The organism is Curtobacterium aurantiacum (genome assembly GCF_018598555.1).
GTDB lineage: Bacteria > Actinomycetota > Actinomycetes > Actinomycetales > Microbacteriaceae > Curtobacterium > Curtobacterium aurantiacum.
This window is the reverse complement of sequence record NZ_JAHEWN010000025.1, coordinates 16,652-39,996: the sequence shown is the minus strand read 5'-3', so window position 1 is coordinate 39,996 and position 23,345 is coordinate 16,652. Positions and strand designations below refer to the sequence as shown.

Sequence of the window (23,345 nt, the reverse complement as noted above, 5' to 3'; positions counted from 1 at the left end):
CGGACGCCGCCGGTAGGATCGACGGGTGGCAGAGCAGCAGGTGGACCCCATCGACGTCGTCCTGATCGGCGGAGGCATCATGAGTGCCACGCTCGGGGCCATCATCCACAAGCTCGAGCCGAGCTGGAAGATCCGCGTGTACGAGCGGCTCGGCACCGTCGCGCAGGAGTCCTCGAACCCCTGGAACAACGCCGGCACCGGGCACTCCGCACTCTGCGAGCTGAACTACACGCCGGAGCTCCCGGACGGTCGCGTCGACATCGCGAAGGCCGTCACGGTCAACGAGCAGTTCCAGGTCTCCCGGCAGTTCTGGGCGCACCTGGTCGAGACCGGCGTGCTGCCGGAGCCGTCGAACTTCATCAACCCCACGCCGCACATCTCCTTCGTGTGGGGCGAGGCGAACGTCGCGTACATGCGCGCCCGGTACGAGGCCATGCGCGACCACCCGCTCTTCGCCGGCATCGAGTTCTCCGACGACCCGGCACAGATCCGGAAGTGGGCGCCCGCGCTCATCCCCGGCCGCAAGAAGGACCAGCCGATCGCCGCCACGTACTCGGCGGCGGGCTCCGACGTCGACTTCGGCTCGCTCACCCGGCAGCTGTTCGACCAGCTCGAGATCGACGGCGTCGAGTTCGAACCCTCGCACCAGGTCACCAACCTGACCCGCTCGAAGGTGTCCGAGGGCTGGGTGCTCAACGTCCGCAACGAGATCGGCCGGTCCACCCAGCGCATCGCCGCGAAGTTCGTCTTCGTCGGCGCCGGCGGCGGGGCACTGCACCTGCTGCAGAAGTCCGGCATCCCCGAGATCCGTGGGTACGGCGGCTTCCCGGTGTCGGGCGAGTTCCTGCGCACCGACGACCCCGAGGTGGTGCAGAAGCACTCCGCCAAGGTCTACGGCAAGGCCAGCGTCGGTGCCCCGCCGATGTCCGTGCCACACCTCGACACCCGCATCGTCGACGGTGGGTCGTCGCTGATGTTTGGGCCGTACGCGGGGTTCAGCCCGAAGTTCCTGAAGCAGGGCTCGGTCCTCGACCTGTTCCGCTCGATCCGGCCACACAACCTCCGCCCGATGCTGAGCGTGGCGTTCTCGAACTTCGACCTGGTCCGGTACCTGGTCGGGCAGCTCCTCGCCTCGAAGCGCACCAAGTTCGAGGCGCTGCGTGACTTCATGCCGAGCGCCGAGCCCGAGCACTGGCACCGCATCACCGCGGGTCAGCGTGTCCAGGTGATCAAGCCCGACAAGGACAAGGGCGGCGTGCTGCAGTTCGGCACCGAGGTCATCACCGCCGCCGACGGCTCCATCGCGGGGCTGCTCGGGGCGTCGCCGGGTGCCTCGACGGCCGTGCCGATCATGCTCACGATGCTGCGCCGGTGCTTCCCCGACCGGTGGGACGGCTGGCAGGACGACGTCCGTGCGATGGTGCCGACGTACGGGCAGGACCTCGGCGACGATCCGGCCCTGGCGGACGCCACGCTCGAGCGCACGGCGAAGGTGCTCGGCCTGCACCACTGAGGCCAGCACCGGTCGGCCCCGGCTTGCGGTCTGTTCGAACGTGTGTTCGAATGACGGCATGCGGTGGAGTGGACAGGCGATCGACGCCGAGCAGAGCGACGCACTGCCCGGGATGGAATCGAACAGCGGGTTCGTCCGGAGCGTGACGACCCCGGAGTTCGCCGGGGTGACCTTCCACGAGGTCCTGGCGAAGAGCGCGCTGAACCGGGTGCCGAGCGCCGACGGGTCCGGCACGTACGGCTGGACGATCAACCCGTACCGGGGGTGCAGCCACGCCTGCGTCTACTGCTTCGCGCGCCCGACGCACACCTACCTCGAGTTCGACGGCGGCGCCGACTTCGACCAGCAGATCGTGGTGAAGACGAACGTCGCCGACGTGCTGCGCCGCGAACTCGGCAAGCCCTCGTGGGACCGCCACCCGGTGGCCCTCGGCACGAACACCGACCCCTACCAGCGGGCTGAGGGACGCTACCGGCTGATGCCGGGCGTGATCCAGGCGCTGGCGGAGTCGCGCACCCCGTTCAGCATCCTGACGAAGGGCACCCTGCTGCGCCGCGACCTGCCGCTCCTGGTCGAGGCGGCGAAGGTCGTTCCCGTCGACCTCGCGATGTCGATCGCCGTGTACGACGACTCGCTGCAGCAGTCGGTCGAGTCCGGCACCCCGACGACGGCGGCCCGGCTCGCGACCGTGCGGGCGATCCGCGACGCAGGGCTCGACTGCGCGGTGTTCCTGATGCCCGTGCTGCCGTACATCACCGACACCAGGGCGCAGCTCGACGACGCGATCGGACGCGCCACGGCGGCCGGGGCGACGAGCATCATGTACTCGGCGCTGCACCTGCGGCCGGGGGTGAAGCCGTGGTGGTTCGAGTGGCTCGGCCGCGAGCGACCCGACCTGGTGCAGCGGTACCGGGCGATGTACCTCGACAACACCTACGCGCCGAAGGACTACCGGCGGTGGTTGTCGGAGCGCATCCGGCCCATCCTTGCAGCGCACGGCGTCGGCCTCGGGCGCGTGGACCCTGCCACGGGGTCGATGGGCTTCTCGGAACCGCGTCCGCTGTCGCCGGGCGCGCCACAGGGGCTGCCGCAGGGCGCGCCGGGCGGGTTGCCCGAGGAGCAGTCCGTGCCGACGGTCTCGCCGCTGAAGCGCGCGGACCCCGGGTTCGACCGGCGGCTGCTCCGTCCGGCGGTGTCCCAAACGCTCTTCTGACCGATCGCGGTCAGGGGCCAGGGTGGTCCACCTTCGGGGGACAGGCAGACCCCGGCCCGGGCCGCTATCATCGTGCGAGTCGCCGCACGGCTCCGGATTCGGGGTACACGGCCGCTGCTCCAGTGGTTGGATCGTGGACGGCGCCCTCGCCACCGGAAGGATCCACCTCGTGCTCGGCATCCCCACGCACCTCGCACCGCGAGTGAACGCGTGGTCGACCGTGCGTGCCCTCCATGCCGGCGCCATCGGGTCACTGCTGGCCGCGGCGATCACGCTCGTGCTCTACGGCCTGTCCGAACCGGGCGTGCAGGTCCTCGGCACCGTGCTGGCCGTGGTCCCGATGCTCGCCATGATCGGCGTGCACGTGCAGTTCGGCACCCGGAGCTCGGCGATCGCGTTCCTGGTGATCGGCGGTGTCTGCGCCTGGTGGTTCGCCGTCGGGGTCCAGCAGGAGGTGCCGACCGGCTGGGTGACCTCGTACCTGATGTCCCTCGTCGTGATCCCGCTCATCCTGGTCGGCGGGGCCGGAGCGCTGCCGAGCCGCGTGGTGTTCTGGTCCTTCGTGGGGTTCCTGGTCGGTCGGCTCGCCACCTGGATCGCCATCGTGCAGGCCGACGAGTCGCCGCGGCCCCTCATCCTGGCCTGGGTCACCCTCGGCTTCGTGGTCGCGCTCGTGCTCTTCACCACCCGCAGCACCGGCCGGTCCGAACAGGTGCAGCCCGAACTGCTGCGTTCGGCACGCGAGGAACACGTGTCCGCCTACCGCGCAGGGGTCGAGGCCGAGGCGTCCGCCATCCTGCACGACACCGTGCTGAACCACCTCGGTGCGATCACGCTGGCTCCGGACGGCCCGATGGACCCGCTCCTGGCCGAGACGGTCGACGCCGACGTCGCGGTCCTCACCGGCAAGGGCTGGCTCGCTCCCGCTGCCCGTCCGCGCCCGGGGGCCGCTGCCGAGACGTTCGGCTCCATGGTCGACGAGCACCGCGCGCTCGGGCTCGACGTCACGGTCTCCGGCGACACCTCGGCGCTCGAGCGCCTCGACCAGCGTGCACTGTCGGCGGTCGTCCGAGCCGTCGGGCAGTGCCTGGCCAACGTGCGGAAGCACGCGGGCACCGATGCCGCCGAGGTGAGCGTGTTCGACGACAGCGCGTCCTGCACCGTCATGGTGGTCGACGACGGCCGCGGTTTCGACGAGGACGCCACCGGTGCCGACCGGATGGGCCTCCGCGGTTCGGTCCGCGACCGCATCGGCCGGGTCGGTGGCGACGTCCAGATCTGGTCGTCGCCCGGCTCCGGCACCAGCGTCATGATGACCGTGCCGTACGGGCCGGTCACCGGTGCCATCACCGTTCCGGCGGCGGTCGATGAACGGGGGACCGGGCGATGACCGCGCTCCGGCGGCGCCGCGGGTCCGGGCCGGCCTCCGGGCCCCGGCGCACCGCGCAGCAGTACGACCCGCTCGGCGCGATGGGATCGCGTCCGCTCGCCGTCGTGCTCGGCGCCGGGAGCATCGTCTGGGCCCTGCTCGTGTCGATCTTCGACCGCGACGTCGAGGGCAGCCCGACCCTCAGCGCACTGACGGTGCTGCTCGTGGCGGCCTCGGCGGTCGTGGTGCTCGCTGCCTCGAGTCCCTTCCGCGCGCCCTTCCCCCGCTCGGCGTACGTCGCCCACGTCGGGCTGCTCGGCCTGGCCTCGGTCGCGAGCGTCGCCGCGCAGTGGGGCCCGGACCGCAGCGCCCTGAACGACTTCATGTCCCTGATCACGGCGACCGGCATCGTGATGGTCGCGCCGTACCGGCCGTGGACCGACCTGGCGATCGGCGGGGTCGTCCTCGCCGCGGTGAACGCGGTCACGTGGGGCACCGGCGCCGCCGTGTTCCCGCACGAGGTCCCGGTGGCCGTCGCGGCGTTCCTGGCCGCGGCGCCGACCTTCGTGCTGACCGCCGCGTCCGCGGTGTTCGCGTGGACCTTCGCCGGGCTCGCCGAGCGCGTGCAGATTCGCGCCGGATCGTACTCCGTCGAGCGCGCCGAGCGCGACGGCATCGCCGCGAGCGTGCAGCAGGACCGCTCGACGATCCTGTCCCGCGACGTCGCCCCGTTCTTCGCCGAGCTCCGCACACGCGACACCATCACCGACGCTGACCGCGACCGCGCCCGTGCGATCGCCGACGGGATCCGGGCATCGATGGTCGCCGATGCGGACCGCACCTGGCTCGAGTACGCCGTCCGGGTCGAGGGCGGTGCGGCGCCGGTGGTCGACGACCCCGACGGCCTCATCGCGACGCTCGACACCGACCAGCGCGCCGTCGTCCGGACCTTCGTGCGTGCCGCGCTCCGCGCCTCGACCGTCGACCCGGCCGGGTTCCGTGCGACCGTGCGACGAGCCGACACGGTGGCCGGCCCGGCGGAACCGGCGCGGGCGGCACCGGCGCGGGCAGCGTCGGCGGCTCCGACCGCCCGCGTGCTCGTGGAACTCGACCTCGCCGTGGCCGACTCCGACATCGGCATCCACCGCACCTTCGACCCCTACTTCGCCGTCCTCCGTGTGACGTTCCCCGACCTCGACGTCGCGGTCCGTCCGTCCGCCCTCGCACTAAGGTTCTCCTATGACCAGCACTGACCCGAACCGGCTCTCGGAGGGGTCGCCGTCCCTCCCGAACCCGGGAGCACGACGCGTGCGGCTGGCCATCCTCGACGACCACGAGGTCCTGCTGGACAGCCTGTCGAGCTGGATCGCGGTGAACGCCTTCGACTTCGACCTGGCCCTGACCGCACACACGTGGCTCGAGATGGTCCACAGCGACAGCTTCCCGACCGACCTGGTGTTCCTCGACTTCCAGCTGAAGGAACCGGTGTCCATCGAGGCCCGCGTCCGCACCTGCCGTGCTGCCGGGGCGAAGGTCATCGTGCTCTCGAGCGTCGACAGCCGGGAGTCCCGCGACCGCGCCCTGGCAGCCGGTGCCGCGGCGTTCCTGTCGAAGTCGCTGCCGATGCGCGAGGTCATGGACGTCGCCCGCGAGATCATGGGCGTCGCACGCGAGACCCCGCAGCCGCGGGAGTGGCGACCGCTGCCGACGGGCGCGACGGCGCACCAGCGACCGAAGCTCAGCGCCGGTGAGGAAGAGGCGCTCCGGCTCTACGTCTCGGGCTACTCGACGAACGAGGTCGCCGCGCAGATGAACGTGCAGTACGAGACCGCCAAGACCTACCTGCGCCGCGTGCGCGAGAAGTACAGCAAGGTGGGCCGTCCCGCCTCGAAGAAGTCCGACCTCATCCGTCGGGCCGCCGAGGACGGGTTCCTCGCGTAGTGGCGAAGCTCTACTTCCGCTACGGCGCGATGAACAGCGGCAAGAGCACGGGCTTGCTGCAGGCCGCCTACAACTACGAGGAGCGCGGGCACCGGGTCCTGCTCGCCAAGCCCGCGGTGGACACGAAGGGCGACCGCGAGATCGTCTCCCGCCTGGGCGTCAGCCGGACCGTCGACATCGTGTTCTCGCCGGACGCCGACGTGCGCCAGGCCGTCACCGCCGCCGGTGCCGTCGATCCCGAGTCGGACCGCCTGGACGGCATGGTGCGGCCCGTCAGCTGCGTGCTCGTCGACGAGGCGCAGTTCCTCACCCCGCGCCAGGTCGACGACCTGCTGCGCATCGCGGTGCTCGACGAGATCCCGGTCATCACGTACGGCATCCGCACCGACTTCCGCACCGAGGCGTTCCCCGGCAGCGCACGCCTGCTCGAGGTCGCGCACTCCCTCGAAGAACTCAAGACCATCTGCCGCTGCGGCCGCAAGGCGGTCTTCAACGCCCGGACGGTCGACGGCCGGTTCGTCTTCGACGGCTCCCAGGTCGCCATCGACGGTGTCGACGTCGCCTACGAGTCGCTCTGCGCCAACTGCTACCTGACGGAGTCCGGCGGCCGCCTCGACGGCGCCTGAGCGCTCCGCGCCCGAGACGCCACCGAAAGGCGGCCTGGAGGCGCGGTGCGGGCCCCGCCACGGGCCTCCAGTCCGCTGCGCGGTGCGTCCAGGGCGCGCCGCACGCGTCCGCCGAGTGGTCGCCAACCGTCGCTGCCGCGACCTCCAGGCGACACCTGGTGACCCGTCGGCGGCCGCGCGACGGCATGTCCTGACCGATCGACGTCCCGGTCCCGGGTGGAATGGACGTGCGCCGGCGCGCGTTGGTGACCACATGACCGACGACACCCTGCACCTGTCCGTCCTCGACCTGGCCACCCGCGAGTACGGCCAGTCCAACACCGAGGCCCTGCAGGGGTCCATCGACATGGCCGTGCACGCCGAGCAGCTCGGGTACGAGCGGTTCTGGGTGGCCGAGCACCACGGGATGCCGGGCATCACCTCCTCGGCCCCGGCGGTGCTGCTGAGCGCCGTGGGTGCGGCCACCTCGACCATCCGCATCGGGTCCGGTGGCGTGATGCTGCCGAACCACGCGCCGCTCGTCGTCGCCGAGCAGTTCGGCACCCTCCGTGCGCTGTACGGCGACCGGGTCGACCTCGGGCTCGGGCGCGCTCCCGGCACCGACGGCGCGACGGCGATGGCCCTCCGCCGCACCGACCGACTCGACGTCGACGACTTCCCGGACCGCCTCGCCGACCTGATCGGCTTCTTCACCGGCATGGACGAGTCGAACCCACTGTCGGGCATCCGCGCGGTGCCGGGCTACGGCGACGTGCCGGAGTTCTGGCTGCTCGGGTCCTCCGGCTACAGCGCCCAGGTCGCCGGCGCACTCGGTGTCTCGTTCGCCTTCGCGCACCACTTCGCCTCGGACAACACCGAGGCAGCGCTCGCCCTGTACCGCGACTCGTTCCGTCCCTCGCGCTTCCGGCAGACGCCGAACGCCCTGATCGGCGTGCAGGTCGTCACCGACGAGGACCCCGCCGTCGTCGATGAGCAGAGCGCCCCGGGGATGATCTCCTTCATCCGGATGCGCTCCGGGCGGAAGCCGGAGCCGGTGTCGATGGACGAGGCCCGCGCGTACGAGTTCAACGACCTCGAGCGTCGGTTCATCGCCGCCCGTACCGAGCGTCAGGCCTACGGCAACGCCGAGCAGGTCGCGGAGAAGATCAACGCGCTCGTGGCGTCGACCGGGGCGAACGGCGTGATCGTCTCGCCCGGTGCCGCCCAGGCGCGGTACCGGCACCAGGCGCTCGACGTCGTGGCCGGGCTGCACGCCGCCGGCACGCTCGTGCCCGCGGGTGCTGCTGCTGGCGCCGGGGCGTCGTCCGTCGGCTAGTCCGGGTCGCTTCGTGAGCAGGAATGGTCGGGTGTCCGCTGGGCACCCGACCATTGCTGCTCACGAAGTTCCGCGGAGCCTCAGCTGAGCAAGCCCAGGCGCGTGGCTGCGGCGACCGCCCCGACGCGGGAACCGACGTCGAGCTTCCGGAACACGTTGTAGACGTGCCGCTTCACCGTGCCGATCGCGAGCTGCAGGTCGGCGGCGATCTCGGCGTTGGTTCGTGCAGCGGCGAGGAGTCGCAGGACCTCGAGCTCGCGGTCGCTCAGCGGTGACCCGGCGCGGGCCTCGGTGACCAGGTCGACGGGGAACGTGACGGGTGCCGCATCGGCGTGGGCTGCCCGGGCGATGCGGTCGACGAGTTCGCGGCTCGGGGTGTCCTTCGTGACGAAGTCGACCGCGCCGGCGTCCAGCAGCGTCCTACGGAGGACGGCGTCCCGGTGCATCGTGAGCACCACCACCCGGATGTCCGGGCGGGTGCGGCGGACCGTGGCGATCGTCGTCCGTGCCGGCGGGCCGTCCAGCTCGACGTCGAGCAACAGGACGTCGATCGCGGCGGCCTCGGGGGAGTCGAGCACCTCGGACGGTCGCTCGCCGTGGGCCACGACGCGGATCGTGGGGACCGCGGCCAGGATCGTGGCGAGTCCTTCGCGGAAGAGCCGGTGGTCGTCGACGATGGCGACGTGGGTGACGGTCACAGGGTGCCCCTCGGGATCGTCAGGCGGACGGTGGTGCCGGAACCGAGTGCACTCTCGACGTCGAGTCGTGCGCCGATCACTGCGGCACGCTCGCGCATCGTCTGCTGTCCGAGGCGACCGTCGGCGTCGCTCCGTACGTCGAAGCCCGGTCCGTCGTCGGAGACGGTCACGACCACGGCAGCGGGTGACCATGCAAAGCACACCGACGTCGTCGCACCCGGGGCGTGTTTGCTGCGGTTCGTGAGGGCCTCGAGCAGGATCGTCAGCGCTTCTTCGGCCTGCCAGTTCGGCAACCGACCGGACACACCCGTCGACTCGATGGCCAGGCGATCGTCGTCGGGGAACAGGTCCCGTACGTGTCGGCGCAGGGCCTCGTCGAGCAGCGCGTCCCCGACCCGTGCGTGCAGGCTCACCGCGAGGTCCTGCACGTCACCGAGGGCGCTCCGGAGCAGCCGAGCTGCGTCCTCCAGCTGGTCAGCTCGCTCGTCCGAGGGCGGGTCCGTCAGCAGGACGAGGTCGAGCCGCTGCAGTCCGGCGAGGATGCCGTGGGCGACCCGGTCGTGCAGGTCCCGGGCGACTCGCATCCGGGAGTCGAGGTGGGCCGTCGTGACGCGCTGGCGCAGTGCCTCGGTGTACGCGACCGCCCCGGCCGGGAACCGGCTCCAGATGCCCGCGTGCAGGGCCCGGGTGGCCCGCAGGACCTCGGCGGTGGACGCAGCACCGACCTCGTCGACGAAGACCGGCAGGTAGGCGTCGAAGAGCATCTCCGCCGCGAGCATGGCTCCGGCCGGGTGCTGTGTGTGCTCGGCGTGCAGGGAGCCGGTCGCCAGGTGCTCCGGATCGAGGTAGGCGTTGCTCACCACGCTGTCCTCGCCACCGGCGCCGTAGCGCTCGTGGGCCTCGGCGATCATCGACGTCACGTTGTCGACCAGGTTCTGCGTGAGGACCGGGTCGTCGGCGAGTTCGGGGAACTGCGCGGCGATCCGTTCGAGGACCGGGCGGAGGTGGTCGGCGCGTGACATCGCTGTCGAGGCTATCCGCGTCATTGCAGTCGGGGGAGCGGCAGTGACGTCGTGTGTCGGGAGGTGTAGTGCCGAGCGCCCGACCGCGGAAAGCAGAAGGCCCCGGTTCCGGAGAACCAGGGCCTTCTTCGTACTGTCTCAACACAGTGTCGGGGTGACAGGATTTGAACCTGCGACCTCCTCGTCCCGAACGAGGCGCGCTACCAAGCTGCGCCACACCCCGCGGTGTGATCACTCCGTACCGGAGCAACCCGACAAGTCTATCCGATGATCGGGGATGCTCACGACCATCCGGTGAACTCCCGGGCGCGTCGGTTCAGGTAGCCCGTGCTGTGAGGGTGACCACGACGGCCTCTGGTCGGCAGGCGAACCGGACGGGCGCGTAGATCGAAGTGCCGAGGCCCGCGGAGACCTCGAGCCACGACCAGTGGTTGCGGTGCTCCCACTTGTGCAACCCGCTGGCGTACCGGCGGGGGAGGTCGCTGTTCGTGACGAGCGCGCCGACCCCGGGGACCGCCACCTGACCGCCGTGGGTGTGGCCGGCGAAGATGATGTCTGCACCCTGCGTCACGAAGGCATCGAGCACGCGACGGTAGGGCGCGTGCGTGACACCGATCGCGACCGGAGCGGGGCCGTCCTCGTCCTCGGACCACGGCACGTCGCTGCGCATCTCGTCGACGTTGGTGGGGAGCAGGTCGAGGCGGTCCCAGTCGCGGTGCGCGTCCGAGGTGCCGAACAGCTCGAACCGGGAGCCGCGGAGTTCGATCGCGTGCGCCTGGTCGTTCAGGTCGAGCCAGCCGAGGGACTCGAAGAACGCCGTCTGCCGATCGATGTCGAGACCGACGGGCTCCGCAGCCTTGTGCATCCGGCTCGGCCCCGAGAAGTACTTGAGCGGGTTACGCGGGGAGGGCCCGAAGAAGTCGTTCGACCCGTAGGCGAAGACCCCGGGCACCCCGCGGAACGGCTCGAGCGCGTACTCCACGGCGGCATTCGCCGTCGCGTGCCCGAGGTTGTCCCCGGTGTTCACGATGAAGTCCGGTTCGACCAGGCTCAGGTCGCGCAGCCACTGCTGCTTGTCGGCCTGCCACGGGGCCATGTGGATGTCGGAGAGGTGCAGGACGGTGACGTCACGGGAACCCGGCGGGAGCACCGGAACGGTCTCCCACCGGATCCCGAAGCGACGACGCTCGACGAGCGAACCCCAGGCTGCTGAAGCGGCACCGACGGCCGCACCGGCTGCGAGGACCCCGAGCGCGGCGCGACCGCGGGTCACTTGCAGTCCTTGGGGGCCTTGCCGTTCTTGTCGCCGTAGAGCTGGATCGTCACGTTGTCGTTCTTGTTCGCCGTGGCGTTGATCGCCGGCTCGACCGCGGCGACCTTGCAGGTCTTGCCACCGCCACCCTTGGCGTAGCTGTCGGCGAGGTCGACGTTCGTGAACCCTGCGTCGTTCAGTGCCGAGCGGGCGTCCCCGAGGGAGTCGCCGCCGATCTCCGGAACGGTCGCCTGGGTGCCGTCGGACGTGTAGACGGTGACGCTCGAACCCGAGGACAGGAGCGCACCCGCCGCCGGGGACGTCGAGGTCACGGAGCCGGGGTTCCCCGGGCCGGGACGCGCGCCCCCGTCGACGTAGGTGAACCCGGCACCCGAGATCGCCGCGCGGGCCTCGTCAGCGGTCTTGCCCTGCAGGTTCGGGAGTGCCTTGGCGTTGCCGCGGAGCGCCGAGGTGTTCGGGTCCGTGAAGGGACCCGCCGGGTACGTGGCGTTCACAGGGGTCATCGCCTGCTTCCAGACGTCTGCACGAACGCCGGCGTAGGTGCCGTTCACCCCGTTGCTGTAATGGCGGAGGTTGTTCAGCTTGCCGTCCGTGTTGCCTTGCCAGTAGGCCGTCGCAACCCGCGAGCTCGCGCCCACGAGCCAGATCTGGTTCGCGGTGTCGGTCGTGCCGGTCTTCGCGAAGAGCTGCGTACCGTCCGGAGTCTGGGCCCCACGCGCGGTACCGCTGGCGATGGTGCCCTTCATCGCGTAGACGGCCGCGTGCGCGACCTCAGGATCGATCGCCTGCTTGCAGTCCTTCGTCTGGCCGCCGAGCTTCTTGCCGGACGGCGAGGTGATCTCGTCGATGGCGATCGGCTTGCAGTAGATGCCGTTGTTGGACACGGCTGCGTATGCGGCTGCCATCGTCATGGGCGCGATGTCGTTGGTCCCGAGGACCGCCGACGGGTTGTACTGCAGCTCCCCGCCGTCCGCGCGGTGCACACCGAGGGATTCGGCTGTGTCGCGGATGTCGCAGAGATCGAGCTTCTGCGCCATGTTGAGGAACGCCAGGTTGATCGATCCAGCGGTCGCCGCGGCGACGGTGTAGTTGCCGCTCTCGCCCGGGCTGTCGTTCTTCGGGTTGTAGTCACCCGCGTACAAGGGCTGGCCACAAGCGGTCCATCCGGTCGACATGTTGCGCGGCGCCCCGCTCACGACTTCATTGAGGCCGTGGCCCGCTTGCAGCCAGGCGAGCAGCGTGAACAGCTTGTACGTCGAGCCGGTCTGGAAGCCACCGGAGTTGCCGTACTTGTAGTCGACGCTGTAGTTGATGCTCGTCGATGTCGGCGCGGACTTGAGCGACTGGTCGTAGTCCTTGTTCTGCGCCATCGTGATGATGCGCCCGGACCCGGCCTCGATCGAGTTGAGCGTCGCGCCGAGGGCGAGGTTCGTCTCGGCCTTGTTGTCGTACGTGTTGACGAGGCGCTTCTGCTCGGCGTTCAGATCGATGTTCAGCGACGTCTGGATCTTGTAGCCGCCGTTCCGCCACGCGGTGTCGCGTGCCTTCTGCGACGAGCCGAGCTGCGACATCTCCTTGACGACCTTGACCGCGTAGTCGCAGAAGAACTGCGAGCCGTCGCCGACCGAGGCACGGCAACCCTGCGAGGGCTGCGTCAAGTGCACGTAGTCCGCCGGCTTCGACTGGCGGGCCGTGCGGTACTCGGCCTCGGTGAGGTTCTTCTGGTCGTACATCGAGCGGAGCACGACGTTGCGTCGCGCGACGTTGGCGTCGTACTTCTTGGGGTTCGACAGGTTGCGCGCCTCGGGGTACTGCACGATGGCGATGAGCGACGCGGCCTCGGCCGGGGTCAGGTCGGTCGCGCTCTTGTTGTAGTAGTGCTGTGCCGCGGCCTGCACGCCGTAGGTCTGGTCGCCGAAGTAGGCGATGTTCAGGTAGGCGGTGAGGATCTCCTTCTTGGAGTACTTCTTCGCCAGCCCGATCGCGAGCTTCATCTCCTCGAGCTTGCGGGGGATGGTCTGCTCGACGGCCTCGTTGTAGGCCTTGACCTGTTCCTTCTTCGTCGGGAGTTCGAGGGCCTGCTGCATCTTGATGTTGCGGACGAGCTGCATGGTCAGCGTCGATCCACCGCCGGACTCACCGAGACCGCCCGCGATGCTGCCCACACCCGCGCGGATGAGCGAGGTCATGTCGACGCCGCCGTGATTGTAGAAGCGCTTGTCCTCGCCGTCGATGGCGGCGTTCTTCAGCTGGTCGCTGATCTGGTCGAACTTCAGTTCCTGGCGGTTCTGGTCGTAGACCGTCGCGAAGTGCACCGGCTTGCCGCCCGAGTACGCGTACAGCTCGTTGCGCTGCGGCAGGTCACCGATCTCGATGTACTCCGGCAGGGACTCGAACACGCCGATCGTGGACGTCGTCGTGACACCGGCGACGGCGATGGCCGGGGTGACCCCGATCGTGACGAGCAGGCCGGCGAGGGCACTGAACCCGACGAATCCGATGAAGGCGCCGACTGCTGAGACGGGCTTGGTCCGCGATGCAGACGTCTTCTGGGCAGACATAGGATGCAGCCTAAACGACACCCCCGACTGAAAGGCTGGCAAGGAACCGCATGACTCGCTGGGAGTACTTCACCACGCCGCTGATGATCCACAACACCACCGCGATCCTCAACAACTACGGGGACGAGGGCTGGGAGCTGGTCCAGATCGTCACCGGGCCCGAGGGCGGTCTCGTCGCCTACCTGAAGCGCCCCAAGGCCGACGCATGACCGTCTCCGACCGGCTCGCCGCACTCGGCCTGACGATCCCCACGGTCGCCGCGCCCGTCGCCGCCTACGTGCCCGCCGTCGTGACGGGCCAGTACGTCTACACGGCGGGCCAGCTGCCGTTCGTCGACGGCGCCCTGCCCGTGACCGGCAAGGTCGGTACCGACGTCGACGCCGAGACCGCCGCCGCGCAGGCCCGCGTCGCTGCGCTGAACGCCCTGGCGGCCGTGCAGTCGGTCGCCGGTTCGCTCGACCGCGTGGCCCGTGTCGTCAAGGTCACGGTCTTCGTCGCATCGGACCCGTCGTTCACCGGCCAGCCCGGTGTCGCGAACGGCGCGTCGACCCTGGTCGGCGAGGTCTTCGGCGACGCCGGCGTCCACGCGCGGAGCGCGGTGGGTGTCGCGGTGCTCCCGCTGGACGCGCCGGTCGAGGTCGAGCTGGTGGTGGAGCTCACCGCCTGACGGACCGTCAGCCGAACGCAGTACGCGAGCAGGGCCTCCAGTCCGAGACGGACGGGAGGCCCTGCTCGCGTTCGCGGGACTACATGAGTTCCGCGATGGTCGCCATGATCGTCGGGTCGGCGAGCGTCGTCGTGTCGCCGATGCGGCGGCCCTCGGCCGCGTCGCGGAGCAGGCGCCGCATGATCTTGCCGGAGCGTGTCTTCGGCAGCTCCGGCACGATGACGACCTGGCGCGGCTTCGCGATCGCGCCGATCCGCTTGCCCACCCAGTTGCGGAGCTCCGCGGAGGCGGTCTCTCGGTCGACGTCGGCGGCGGCCTCGGCCGTCAGGATGACGAAGGCGACGACGGCCTGCCCGGTGGTCTCGTCGGCGGCGCCGACCACGGCGGCCTCGGCGACGCCCTCGTGGCCGACCAGGGCGGACTCGATCTCGGCCGTGGACAGGCGGTGTCCCGAGACGTTCATGACGTCGTCGACGCGCCCCTGCACCCAGATGTCGCCCTGCCCGTCGAGCCGCGCGCCGTCGCCGGCGAAGTAGCGGCCGGGGAACCGCGACCAGTACGTCTCCACGAACCGGTCCGGGTCGTTCCAGATCCCGCGCGCCATCGACGGCCACGGTTCGGTGATGGTGAGGTACCCGCTCTCGCCCGGGTCGGCGCGGTTGCCGTCGTCGTCGACGATCTCGGCGACGATGCCGGGCAGGGGTGTCTGCGCGGCACCGGGCTTGAGCTTCGTGACGCCGGGCAGGGCGGAGATCATGATCGCGCCGGTCTCGGTCTGCCACCACGTGTCGACGATCGGCGTGCGGTCGTGGCCGATGACCTGGCGGTACCACTGCCACGCCTCGGGGTTGATCGGTTCGCCGACGCTGCCGAGCAGGCGGAGGGTCTCGAGGCTGCGGGCCTCGGGGATCTCGCGGCCGGCCTTCATCGCCGCACGGACCGCCGTGGGTGCGGTGTAGAGGACGGTGACGCCGTACGCGTCGACCAGGTCCCACCAGCGACCGGGCTTCGGCTCGTCGGGCGTGCCCTCGTAGAGCACCTGGGTGACGCCGTTGGCGAGCGGGCCGTAGACGACGTAGGAGTGTCCGGTGATCCAGCCGATGTCGGCGGTGCACCAGTACACGTCCTTCTCCGGGTGCATGTCGAACACGTTCTTGTGCGTGTACGCCGCCTGCGTCAGGTAGCCGCCGGAGGTGTGCACGATGCCCTTCGGTTTCCCGGTCGTGCCCGAGGTGTACAGGATGAACAGCGGGGTCTCGGCGGGGAACGCCTGCGCTTCGTGGGTCGGGTCGGCCTTCGCCAGCTCGTCGTGCCACCAGACGTCGCGGTCGTTCCACGCGATGTCGTTGCCACCGCGCTTGACGACCAGGACGTGCTCGACGGTGTCGGTGCCCTCGCCGGTCAGCGCCTCGTCGACGGCGGGCTTGAGCGGTGAGACGGCGCCGCGCCGCCAGCCGCCGTCCGCGGTCACGACGAGCTTGGCGCCGGCGTCCTCGATGCGTGCGCGGAGGCTCTCCGCGCTGAACCCGCCGAAGACGACGGAGTGCACGGCGCCGATGCGGGCGACGGCGAGCATGGTGACGACGGCCTCGGGGATGAGCGGCAGGTACACGACCACGCGGTCGCCCTGGCCGACGCCGAGGTCGATGAGCATGTTCGCGGCGCGCTGCACCTCGGCGGTCAGCTCGGCGTAGGTGATCCGACGCGTGTCGCCGGGAGCGCCCTCGAAGTGGATCGCGACCCGGTCGCCGTTGCCCGCGCGGACGTGCCGGTCGAGGCAGTTCTCGGCGACGTTGAGCGTGCCGTCGGCGAACCACTTCGCGAACGGGGCGCCGGACCAGTCGAGTGTCTGCGTGAACGGGGTGCGCCAGTCGATGAGCGTGCGGGACTGTTCGGCCCAGAAGGCTTCACGGTCGGCCGCTGCCGCGTGGTGGAGGTCCTCGCCGGCGACCGCGTCGGCCACGAACTCGGGCGGCGGCGCGAAGGTCGCTCCGTCGTCGCCTCGGGGGTCGGTCTGGGTCGGAGTGGACATCGATGTCCTTTCGCGTCGTTGCGGCCTCTGGGTGCATCCGTCGTGGGTGCGTGTGGGTACCCGTCGTGGGTGCCTGCGTGCATCCGTCGTGGGTGCGTTCGTGCACCCGGAGACTACCCCTCGGCCGGGCCGGGGTGCGGCACGCCCGGAGGTCGTGTCCGGGGTTGCCCCGGAGGGCCGATCATGGGGTACAGTAGTTCTCGCTGGACTCGTTTCCGGCGGCATCGAATCGGATTCCCCCCAATCCCTCGATGTCAAGGCGGCACCTGTTCCCCCCAACCGGTGCCGCCTCTTCTGTTTCCCGGGGTCCGGCTCGAGCGATGGTGGCTCGTCGGGCTTCGTCGTGTGCCCCGATCCGCGCAGGGACGCCGTTCGCGTGGACAGACCGGTCCATGCTCGTGCATGCATTCCGCATGGACCCGCGTAGCAGGTGCTACGCCCAGTCCCGCCGCCGGAAGCAGGGGTGGTCGGCGACGCGGGTAGCGTCGGTGTCGCATCATCGACCGGGGTACGGGATTCCGTTTCGGGGGACAAACCGGCCCGTTGATCGAGCGCTCCTGCGTTGTCCACAGATGTGGGGACCGTCCGATCAGCGCGGTGGTGCGCTCCCTACCGTCGGCGGCATGCCCCTGCACCGTGCTCCTCCGCTTCCCCGTCCGTCGTCCGCAGCATCCTCCTCGTCCTCGTCCGCGTCTCCTGCGGTCTCCGCGCCGGGGCGGACGCGTGCTCCGTCGCCGCCCTTCCTCCCCGGGGTCGCACCCCCGGCTCGTCGCCGGCCCGCCGTCGTGGTCGAGTTCGAGGAGCTCGCCGCCCTGGTGACGGACGCCGCCGTGACGGACGTCCTCGTGCTCGGGGGCGTCGGGACCTGGGTCGACCGCGGGGCCGGACTCGAAGCGGTGCAGCCCCGCCTGACCGAGGCGCGTGCGCGGGAACTCGCGACCCGCCTCGTCGCGCTCGGTGGCCGCCACGTCGACGAGACCACACCCTGCGCAGACGTGCGGCACGGCGACGGCGTCCGCGTCCACGTCGTGCTCGCCCCGGTGTCCGTCTCCGGCACCGCCGTGTCGATCCGCCTGCCGCAGGCGCAGCGACCGACGCTCGCCGCCCTCGAACGCGGCGGGACCTTCTCGTTCGTCCCGCGGTCGGTCGTCGAGGACGCCGTCGCCGCACGTCGGAACGTCCTGGTCACCGGGGCGACGGGCAGCGGCAAGACCACCCTGCTCGCGGCGATGCTCGGGAGCGTGCCCGTCGACGAGCGGATCGTGACCGTCGAGGACGTCGCCGAACTCCGGATCGCCCATCCGCACGTCATCGCGCTCGAGGCACGGCAGGCGAACGCCGAGGGGGTCGGCGCGCTCGGCCTCGACCGGCTCGTGCGCGAGGCGTTGCGCATGCGACCGGACCGGATCGCGGTGGGGGAGTGCCGCGGCGCCGAGGTCCGCGAACTCCTGTCCGCCCTGAACACCGGGCACGACGGCGGAGCGGGCACCGTGCACGCCAACGGCATCGCCGACGTGGCAGCCCGGCTCGAAGCGCTCGGAGCGCTCGCCGGACTCGGGGCCGAGGCGCTCGCCAGACAGGCCGTCAGCGCCTTCGACCTCGTCCTGCACGTGGAACGCCGAGCAGGACAGCGGCGGCTCGGTGGTGTGGGGACGTTGCGCGTCGCCCCGGACGGGAGGCTCGAGGTGCGCCCGGTGGACGGGCTGCGGTGAGCGGACACGGACCCGACGGCCCGGCGCGGGTGGCCGGGACGCTCGACCGGGTGGCGACGCTGGTCGCGGCGGGCGTCCCGCCGCCGCGAGCATGGCGGCTCGTCGGCGGACTGCCCGGGGTGGGCGGGCCCGCTCAGCACGACATCGCCGTGGTCCTCCGCGTCGCGGACCGCACCGGGGCGCCCGTCGCGGAGACCCTCCGCGGGCTGGCCGGTGCGCTCCGACGGGCCGCCGCCTCGGACCGGGCGATCCAGGTCGCCCTGGCCGGCCCGCGGACGAGCGCACGGGTCGTGCTCGCGCTGCCGCTCTTCGGGCTGGGCCTCGGAGCGGCCTGGGGCGCCGGCGCCGTCGAGGTCCTCGTCGGTTCGCTCGCCGGCTGGACCTGCACGGCTGCGGCTGCTGCCCTCGTGTTCGCCGGACGGCAGTGGACGGCGCGTCTGGTCCGCTCCGCGACGCCGGACGGACGGGTCCCCGGGGTGCTCCTCGATGCCTGGGCCGTGGCCGTCGCCGGAGGCGGGCCCTGGAGCACCGCGGGGCACGCCGTCGCCGAGGCCTCCGCCGGTGTCGTTCCGCCGACGGGTGACCTGGACCGGCTGCGTGAGGTGCTCGACCTGGCCCGACGCGCCGGTGTCCCCGCCGCCGGGCTGCTCCGACGTGCCGCCGAGGACGTCCGCGACGAGGCGGCCGCGGAGGGGCTCGTGGCGGCGGAACGACTGGCCGTCCGACTGGTGCTGCCACTCGGGGTCTGCGTCCTGCCGGCGTTCGTGCTCGTGGGGGTGGTGCCCGTGGTGGTGGGGGTCCTCTCCTCCACGGTGGGCGGAGCCGGGTGACCTCTCCACAGATGCCGCCGCGACACCGCGACCGCGACCGCAGCCCGGACAGGCTGGTCCCACCGAACAGAAAGGACGGACTCCATGAGCACCACGTCTCCTCCCACCCGCCGCCCCGGCCAGTCCACCCGACCCGGTCGCCGTCGTCACACCGTCGCGCGGTTGCGGTCCCGACTCCGCGACGACCGGGGCTCGGCGACCGCCGAGTACGCGGTCGTCATCCTCGCCGCCGTGGCCTTCGCCGGTGTCCTCGTCGCGGTCATGCGCTCCGGCGAGGTCCAGACCATCCTGACCGACCTCGTCCGTGGCGCGCTCTCGCTGTGAACGCGGCTCCGTGACGGTCGAGTTCGCGGTGGCGCTCCCCGTTGTGGCACTCGTGCTGACCGCGCTCGTCGCGGCGGTGCTCGTCGTCGACACGCAGGGCCGCCTGCAGCTCGCCGCCACCACCGCGGCCCGAGCGATCGGACGCGACGACGAGGCCCGGGGGCGCGCCGCGGCCGAACGGATCGTCCCGGGGGTCTCGGTCGTCGTCCGTGCCACCGAGGACCTGGTGTGCGTCGACGCCACGCGCGGCGGGACCGGTCCGTTCGCGGCGGTGCCGTTGCACGCGACGGGGTGCGCCGCGAGTCGGGGCGGCTGAGGTGGCGGGCCTCGGGGACCAACGGGGATCGGCGACCGTGCTGCTCGTGGCGGTCCTCGGTGTGGGTGTCCTCGTCGGGACCTCGGCGCTCGCCGCAGCCGCTCACCGCACGCAGGCACTGCGCGCCCAGGGTGCCGCCGACGCGGCCGCCGTGGGCACGGCGGCGGCCGCCACCGGGCTGGTGGCGGGGGAGCCCTGCGCGGTCGCCACCCGCATCGCCACGGCGAACGGGGCCACCCTCGACGCCTGCGAACTCGTCACCACCACGGCCCGGGTCCGCGTGGTCGTGGGCACCGGCCCGTTCGCCGCCGGCGCCCTCGCGGTGGCCGGTCCGGCAGGCGAGCCGCCCGAACACTATGTGTATGGTGTGCCTGTCGGCCCGCGGTCACCGATGTCCCGGTCGACCCGGACACGCTCGTGGACAGGGCCGATCAGCACCATCGATCAAGGAGACACGTGCCAGGCACGAAGAAGCTCGTGATCGTCGAGAGCCCCGCGAAGGCGAAGACGATCGCGCAATACCTCGGTGACGGATACGAAGTCCAGGCCTCGGTCGGACACATCCGCGACCTCGTCGAGCCGAAGAACCTGCCGGCCGAGCTCAAGAAGGGCTCCCTCGGCAAGTTCTCGGTGGACGTCGACAACGGCTTCGAGCCGTACTACGTCGTGTCCGACGCCAAGAAGAAGACCGTCTCCGAGCTCAAGCGCGCCCTGAAGGACGCCGACGAGCTCTACCTCGCAACAGATGAAGACCGCGAGGGTGAAGCGATCGCGTGGCACCTGCTCCAGGTCCTGAAGCCGAAGGTCCCCGTCAAGCGGATGGTCTTCCACGAGATCACGAAGGAGGCGATCCAGCGCGCGCAGGAAGCCACCCGTGAGCTCGACACCGCCCTCGTCGACGCGCAGGAGACCCGCCGCATCCTCGACCGTCTCTACGGGTACGAGGTCTCGCCGGTCCTGTGGCGCAAGGTCGCACCGGGCCTGTCCGCCGGCCGCGTGCAGTCCGCCGCGACCCGTCTGGTCGTCGACCGTGAGCGCGAGCGCCTGGCGTTCGTGTCCGCCAACTACTGGGACCTCTCCGCCCGGTTCGAGAAGGCCGGCGAGTCCTCCTTCTCCGCGCGACTCGCCCGGATCCACGGCACCCGCGTCGCGTCGGGGCGTGACTTCGACGACCGCGGCACGCTGAGCGGTGACGTCGTCCGTCTCGACCAGGCGGCTGCCGCATCGCTCACGACCGTCCTCGAGCGCGCCGGGGACGCCACGGTCCGCAGCGTCGACTCGAAGCCGTACACGCGGCGTCCGGCAGCCCCGTTCACCACGTCGACGCTCCAGCAGGAAGCCGCACGCAAGCTCCGTCTGTCGCCGAGACAGACCGCCCGTGCCGCGCAGACCCTGTACGAGAACGGCTACATCACCTACATCCGTACCGACTCCGTCTCGCTCTCGAAGCAGGCCATCGACGCGGCGCGCAAGCAGGCGGCCGACCTCTACGGCTCGGCAACGGTGCCCGACAAGCCCCGGCTGTACGCGAGCAAGAGCAAGAACGCACAGGAAGCGCACGAGGCGATCCGCCCCGCGGGCGACTCCTTCCGCACCCCGCAGCAGCTCCAGGGCACCCTGACCGGTGTCGAGTGGCGCCTGTACGACCTCATCTGGAAGCGCACCATCGCGTCCCAGATGGCGGACGCCAAGGGTTCGACCGCGTCGATCGTGCTCGGTATCTCCTCCACCGAGTCGGTCGAGGGCATCGCCTCGACCGCGAACGGCACCGACGCCGAGTTCACCGCGTCCGGCACGGTCATCACGTTCCGCGGCTTCCTCAGCGCCTACGAAGAAGGTCGCGACGAGGACCGCCACGAGTCCTCCGAGCGGGCCGGCCAGGACGTCGCCCTGCCGAACGTGTCCGCGGGCGAGCACCTCGCGGTCACCGACGTCGAAGCGAAGGGGCACGACACCAGCCCGCCGCCGCGCTTCACCGAGGCGAGCCTGATCAAGACGCTCGAAGAGCTGGGGATCGGACGTCCGTCCACCTACCCCACGATCAGCCCGACGATCATCGACCGCGGGTACGTCTCGCTCCGTGGCACGCAACTCGTGCCGAACTGGATCGCCTTCAGCGTGGTGCGTCTGCTCGAGGAGTACTTCGGCGAGCTCGTGGAGTACGACTTCACGGCCGAGATGGAAGAAGACCTCGACCGCATCGCGCGCGGCGACGCCGACCGGGTGGACTGGCTCAAGGGTTTCTACTTCGGTGGCGGCGACGACGACCAGCGCGGCCTGCGGACCGTCATCGACAACCTCGGTGAGATCGACGCCCGCGAGATCAACTCGGTCGAACTCGCTCCGGGGCTCACCCTCCGGATCGGTCGGTACGGCCCCTACATCGAGGTACCGAGCGACGACCCCGAGAAGCCGCGCCGGGTCAACGTGCCGGAGGACCTCGCTCCCGACGAACTGACCGTCGAGAAGGCCAAGGAACTCGTCGACGCCCCCGTGATCGGCGACCGTGTCGTCGGGATCAACCCGGAGACCGGGAAAGAGGTCCTGGCGAAGGACGGCCGTTTCGGCCCCTACGTCACCGAGCGCACCCCGGAGCCGGAGCCCACGGTGGACCCGAAGACCGGCGAGGTCGTCGAGGCACCCGCTGCGGCTGCCGAGGCAGCGGTGACCGAGGCCCCCGCGGCCGAGGCGACTGCCCAGACCGCGACGGGCAAGAAGGCCCCGGCGAAGAAGGCACCCGCGAAGAAGACGACGAAGAAGGCCGCGGCGCCGAAGGAACGTACCGCCTCGCTCTTCAAGTCGATGGACCCGCAGACCGTCGACCTCGAGACCGCGCTGAAGCTCCTCGACCTGCCCCGCGTCGTCGGTCAGGACCCGGAGACCGGGAACGACATCACGGCGCAGAACGGGCGGTACGGCCCCTATCTGAAGAAGGGGACGGACACCCGGACACTGCCCGGCGAGGACGCGATCTTCGACATCGACCTGCCCGGTGCCCTCGAACTGTTCGCCCAGCCGAAGTACGGCGGCAACCGCACCGCGAGCGCCGCGCTCAAGGAGTTCGAAGCCGATCCGGTGTCCGGCAAGCCGATCAAGATGAAGGACGGCCGGTTCGGCCCGTACGTCACCGACGGCGAGACGAACGCGACCATCCCGAAGGGCGAGGACGTCGAGGCGGTCGACCACGCTCGTGCCGTCCAGCTCATCGCGGACAAGCGTGCCAAGGGGCCGGTCAAGAAGAAGACCCCGGCACGTCGGACGGCGGCCAAGAAGAAGTGACCGGTCGCTTCATCACGCTCGAGGGCGGCGACGGCGCGGGCAAGACCACCCAGGCGGAGCTGCTCTCGGCGTGGCTCGCCGAGCACGGCCGCACGGTACTGCGGACCCGCGAGCCCGGTGGCACGGACCTCGGCGTCCGGATCCGCGAGATGGTCCTGCACGAGCGTGGCCACGTCGCACCCCGCGCCGAGGCCCTGCTCTACGCGGCGGACCGCGCCCAGCACGTCGAGACGGTCGTCCGACCGGCGATCGCCCGCGGCGAGGTCGTCCTGCAGGACCGTTACATCGACTCGTCGGTGGCCTACCAGGGCGTCGCGCGCGGGCTCGGCGCCGAGCAGGTCCGCTCCGTGTCGGAGTGGGCGGCCGACGGTCTCGTGCCGGACCTCACGGTCCTGCTCGACCTCGACGTCACCATCGGGCGTGCTCGGGTGGCAGCGGCACGCGGGGACACCTTCGACCGCCTCGAGTCCGAGGCCGAGGGGTTCCACGAATCCGTCCGTCAGGCCTTCCTCGCGATGGCGGATGCCGAACCGTCGCGCTTCCTCGTCGTCGACGCATCAGCCCCGACCGACGCCGTGCAGCGTGCCGTCCGTGCAGCGGTCGCACCGCTCGTCGCGATCGACGTGGCATGACGGTGGTCACTGACAGGATGAT

21 protein-coding genes and 1 tRNA gene are annotated in these 23,345 nt (G+C 70.9%); 16 read left to right on the top strand and 6 right to left on the bottom strand.

Annotated elements, in window-relative coordinates:
- Positions 1-25 precede the first annotated feature (25 nt).
- The 7 genes from KK087_RS16155 to KK087_RS16125 all read left to right on the top strand — a co-directional run bounded on the left by KK087_RS16155 (position 26) and on the right by KK087_RS16125 (position 7,977).
- Positions 26-1,513, top strand: a complete 1,488-nt coding sequence (locus KK087_RS16155; protein WP_214528508.1) for a malate:quinone oxidoreductase — start codon at positions 26-28, stop codon at positions 1,511-1,513.
- 58 nt (positions 1,514-1,571) lie between these two features.
- Positions 1,572-2,726, top strand: coding sequence for an Rv2578c family radical SAM protein (locus tag KK087_RS16150; RefSeq protein ID WP_214566658.1), 1,155 nt, complete (start codon positions 1,572-1,574; stop codon positions 2,724-2,726).
- Positions 2,727-2,859: 133 nt separating this feature from the next.
- Positions 2,860-4,116 carry a sensor histidine kinase gene (locus tag KK087_RS16145; RefSeq protein WP_214566657.1) on the top strand — a complete coding sequence of 419 codons (1,257 nt, stop codon included), beginning with the start codon at positions 2,860-2,862 and terminating at the stop codon, positions 4,114-4,116.
- A complete protein-coding gene (locus tag KK087_RS16140) occupies positions 4,113-5,348 on the top strand; it encodes a hypothetical protein (protein ID WP_214566656.1) in 1,236 nt (411 codons plus the stop codon). Before KK087_RS16145 ends, KK087_RS16140 begins: the two co-directional genes overlap by 4 nt.
- Positions 5,335-6,036, top strand: a complete 702-nt coding sequence (locus tag KK087_RS16135) for a response regulator transcription factor (protein WP_040420063.1) — start codon at positions 5,335-5,337, stop codon at positions 6,034-6,036. The genes KK087_RS16140 and KK087_RS16135 overlap by 14 nt, the downstream gene beginning before the upstream one ends.
- A complete protein-coding gene (locus KK087_RS16130; RefSeq protein ID WP_214540846.1) occupies positions 6,036-6,662 on the top strand; it encodes a thymidine kinase in 627 nt (208 codons plus the stop codon). The genes KK087_RS16135 and KK087_RS16130 overlap by 1 nt, the downstream gene beginning before the upstream one ends.
- Positions 6,663-6,915: 253 nt before the next feature.
- Positions 6,916-7,977 (top strand): LLM class flavin-dependent oxidoreductase, encoded by a 1,062-nt coding sequence (locus KK087_RS16125; RefSeq protein ID WP_214528504.1) that lies wholly within the window; start codon positions 6,916-6,918, stop codon positions 7,975-7,977.
- Between the two features lie 80 nt (positions 7,978-8,057).
- Here the strand turns inward: KK087_RS16125 and KK087_RS17995 are convergent, their stop codons facing one another.
- The 5 genes from KK087_RS17995 to KK087_RS16100 all read right to left on the bottom strand — a co-directional run bounded on the left by KK087_RS17995 (position 8,058) and on the right by KK087_RS16100 (position 13,531).
- Entirely contained in the window at positions 8,058-8,675 is a 618-nt protein-coding gene (locus tag KK087_RS17995; protein ID WP_111046814.1) for a response regulator transcription factor, read from the bottom strand.
- The gene (locus KK087_RS16115) at positions 8,672-9,697 is read right to left on the bottom strand and encodes a sensor histidine kinase (RefSeq protein WP_214566655.1); all 1,026 of its coding nucleotides are present in this window, start codon (positions 9,695-9,697) and stop codon (positions 8,672-8,674) included. Before KK087_RS16115 ends, KK087_RS17995 begins: the two co-directional genes overlap by 4 nt.
- 149 nt (positions 9,698-9,846) lie before the next feature.
- Positions 9,847-9,920 (bottom strand) — tRNA-Pro (locus tag KK087_RS16110).
- A gap of 93 nt (positions 9,921-10,013) precedes the next feature.
- On the bottom strand, positions 10,014-10,970 hold the full coding sequence (locus KK087_RS16105) for a metallophosphoesterase (RefSeq protein ID WP_214566654.1): 957 nt from the start codon (positions 10,968-10,970) through the stop codon (positions 10,014-10,016).
- Positions 10,967-13,531, bottom strand: a complete 2,565-nt coding sequence (locus tag KK087_RS16100; protein WP_214566653.1) for a transglycosylase domain-containing protein — start codon at positions 13,529-13,531, stop codon at positions 10,967-10,969. The genes KK087_RS16105 and KK087_RS16100 overlap by 4 nt, the downstream gene beginning before the upstream one ends.
- Before the next feature lie 50 nt (positions 13,532-13,581).
- Between KK087_RS16100 and sp36 the strand changes: the two genes are divergently transcribed.
- Entirely contained in the window at positions 13,582-13,740 is a 159-nt protein-coding gene (gene sp36 / locus KK087_RS16095) for a Sp36 family protein (RefSeq protein ID WP_017888699.1), read from the top strand.
- Entirely contained in the window at positions 13,737-14,198 is a 462-nt protein-coding gene (locus KK087_RS16090; protein ID WP_214543494.1) for a RidA family protein, read from the top strand. The genes sp36 and KK087_RS16090 overlap by 4 nt, the downstream gene beginning before the upstream one ends.
- Positions 14,199-14,277: 79 nt before the next feature.
- Here KK087_RS16090 and acs read toward each other — a convergent pair whose 3' ends face one another.
- The gene (acs, locus tag KK087_RS16085) at positions 14,278-16,230 is read right to left on the bottom strand and encodes an acetate--CoA ligase (RefSeq protein WP_214566652.1); all 1,953 of its coding nucleotides are present in this window, start codon (positions 16,228-16,230) and stop codon (positions 14,278-14,280) included.
- Between the two features lie 785 nt (positions 16,231-17,015).
- Between acs and KK087_RS16080 the strand changes: the two genes are divergently transcribed.
- The 7 genes from KK087_RS16080 (at position 17,016) to tmk (ending at position 23,323) form a co-directional block, all read left to right on the top strand.
- The gene (locus tag KK087_RS16080; protein ID WP_214566651.1) at positions 17,016-17,942 is read left to right on the top strand and encodes a TadA family conjugal transfer-associated ATPase; all 927 of its coding nucleotides are present in this window, start codon (positions 17,016-17,018) and stop codon (positions 17,940-17,942) included.
- Positions 17,939-18,772: a type II secretion system F family protein gene (locus tag KK087_RS16075; protein WP_214566650.1), complete on the top strand. Its 834-nt coding sequence runs from the start codon at positions 17,939-17,941 to the stop codon at positions 18,770-18,772. Before KK087_RS16080 ends, KK087_RS16075 begins: the two co-directional genes overlap by 4 nt.
- Positions 18,773-18,856: 84 nt before the next feature.
- The gene (locus tag KK087_RS16070; protein WP_214543498.1) at positions 18,857-19,096 is read left to right on the top strand and encodes a DUF4244 domain-containing protein; all 240 of its coding nucleotides are present in this window, start codon (positions 18,857-18,859) and stop codon (positions 19,094-19,096) included.
- A 10-nt stretch (positions 19,097-19,106) separates the two neighbouring features.
- Positions 19,107-19,412 carry a TadE family protein gene (locus KK087_RS16065; RefSeq protein ID WP_214566643.1) on the top strand — a complete coding sequence of 102 codons (306 nt, stop codon included), beginning with the start codon at positions 19,107-19,109 and terminating at the stop codon, positions 19,410-19,412.
- Between the two features lie 46 nt (positions 19,413-19,458).
- Positions 19,459-19,893: a helicase gene (locus KK087_RS16060; protein ID WP_214566641.1), complete on the top strand. Its 435-nt coding sequence runs from the start codon at positions 19,459-19,461 to the stop codon at positions 19,891-19,893.
- Entirely contained in the window at positions 19,869-22,691 is a 2,823-nt protein-coding gene (gene topA, locus KK087_RS16055) for a type I DNA topoisomerase (RefSeq protein WP_214566638.1), read from the top strand. The genes KK087_RS16060 and topA overlap by 25 nt, the downstream gene beginning before the upstream one ends.
- Positions 22,688-23,323: a dTMP kinase gene (tmk, locus tag KK087_RS16050; protein ID WP_214543502.1), complete on the top strand. Its 636-nt coding sequence runs from the start codon at positions 22,688-22,690 to the stop codon at positions 23,321-23,323. Before topA ends, tmk begins: the two co-directional genes overlap by 4 nt.
- Positions 23,324-23,345: the final 22 nt, after the last annotated feature.

Bases quoted from the DNA above. Each gene is read 5' to 3' on its own strand.
- KK087_RS16070 (WP_214543498.1), top strand. From the start codon at position 18,857: ATGAGCACCACGTCTCCTCCCACCCGCCGCCCCGGCCAGTCCACCCGA.
- sp36 (WP_017888699.1), top strand. From the start codon at position 13,582: ATGACTCGCTGGGAGTACTTCACCACGCCGCTGATGATCCACAACACC.
- acs (WP_214566652.1), bottom strand. From the start codon at position 16,230: ATGTCCACTCCGACCCAGACCGACCCCCGAGGCGACGACGGAGCGACC.
- KK087_RS16150 (WP_214566658.1), top strand. From the start codon at position 1,572: ATGCGGTGGAGTGGACAGGCGATCGACGCCGAGCAGAGCGACGCACTG.
- KK087_RS16135 (WP_040420063.1), top strand. From the start codon at position 5,335: ATGACCAGCACTGACCCGAACCGGCTCTCGGAGGGGTCGCCGTCCCTC.
- KK087_RS16100 (WP_214566653.1), bottom strand. From the start codon at position 13,531: ATGTCTGCCCAGAAGACGTCTGCATCGCGGACCAAGCCCGTCTCAGCA.
- KK087_RS16125 (WP_214528504.1), top strand. From the start codon at position 6,916: ATGACCGACGACACCCTGCACCTGTCCGTCCTCGACCTGGCCACCCGC.
- KK087_RS16115 (WP_214566655.1), bottom strand. From the start codon at position 9,697: ATGTCACGCGCCGACCACCTCCGCCCGGTCCTCGAACGGATCGCCGCG.
- KK087_RS16090 (WP_214543494.1), top strand. From the start codon at position 13,737: ATGACCGTCTCCGACCGGCTCGCCGCACTCGGCCTGACGATCCCCACG.
- KK087_RS16140 (WP_214566656.1), top strand. From the start codon at position 4,113: ATGACCGCGCTCCGGCGGCGCCGCGGGTCCGGGCCGGCCTCCGGGCCC.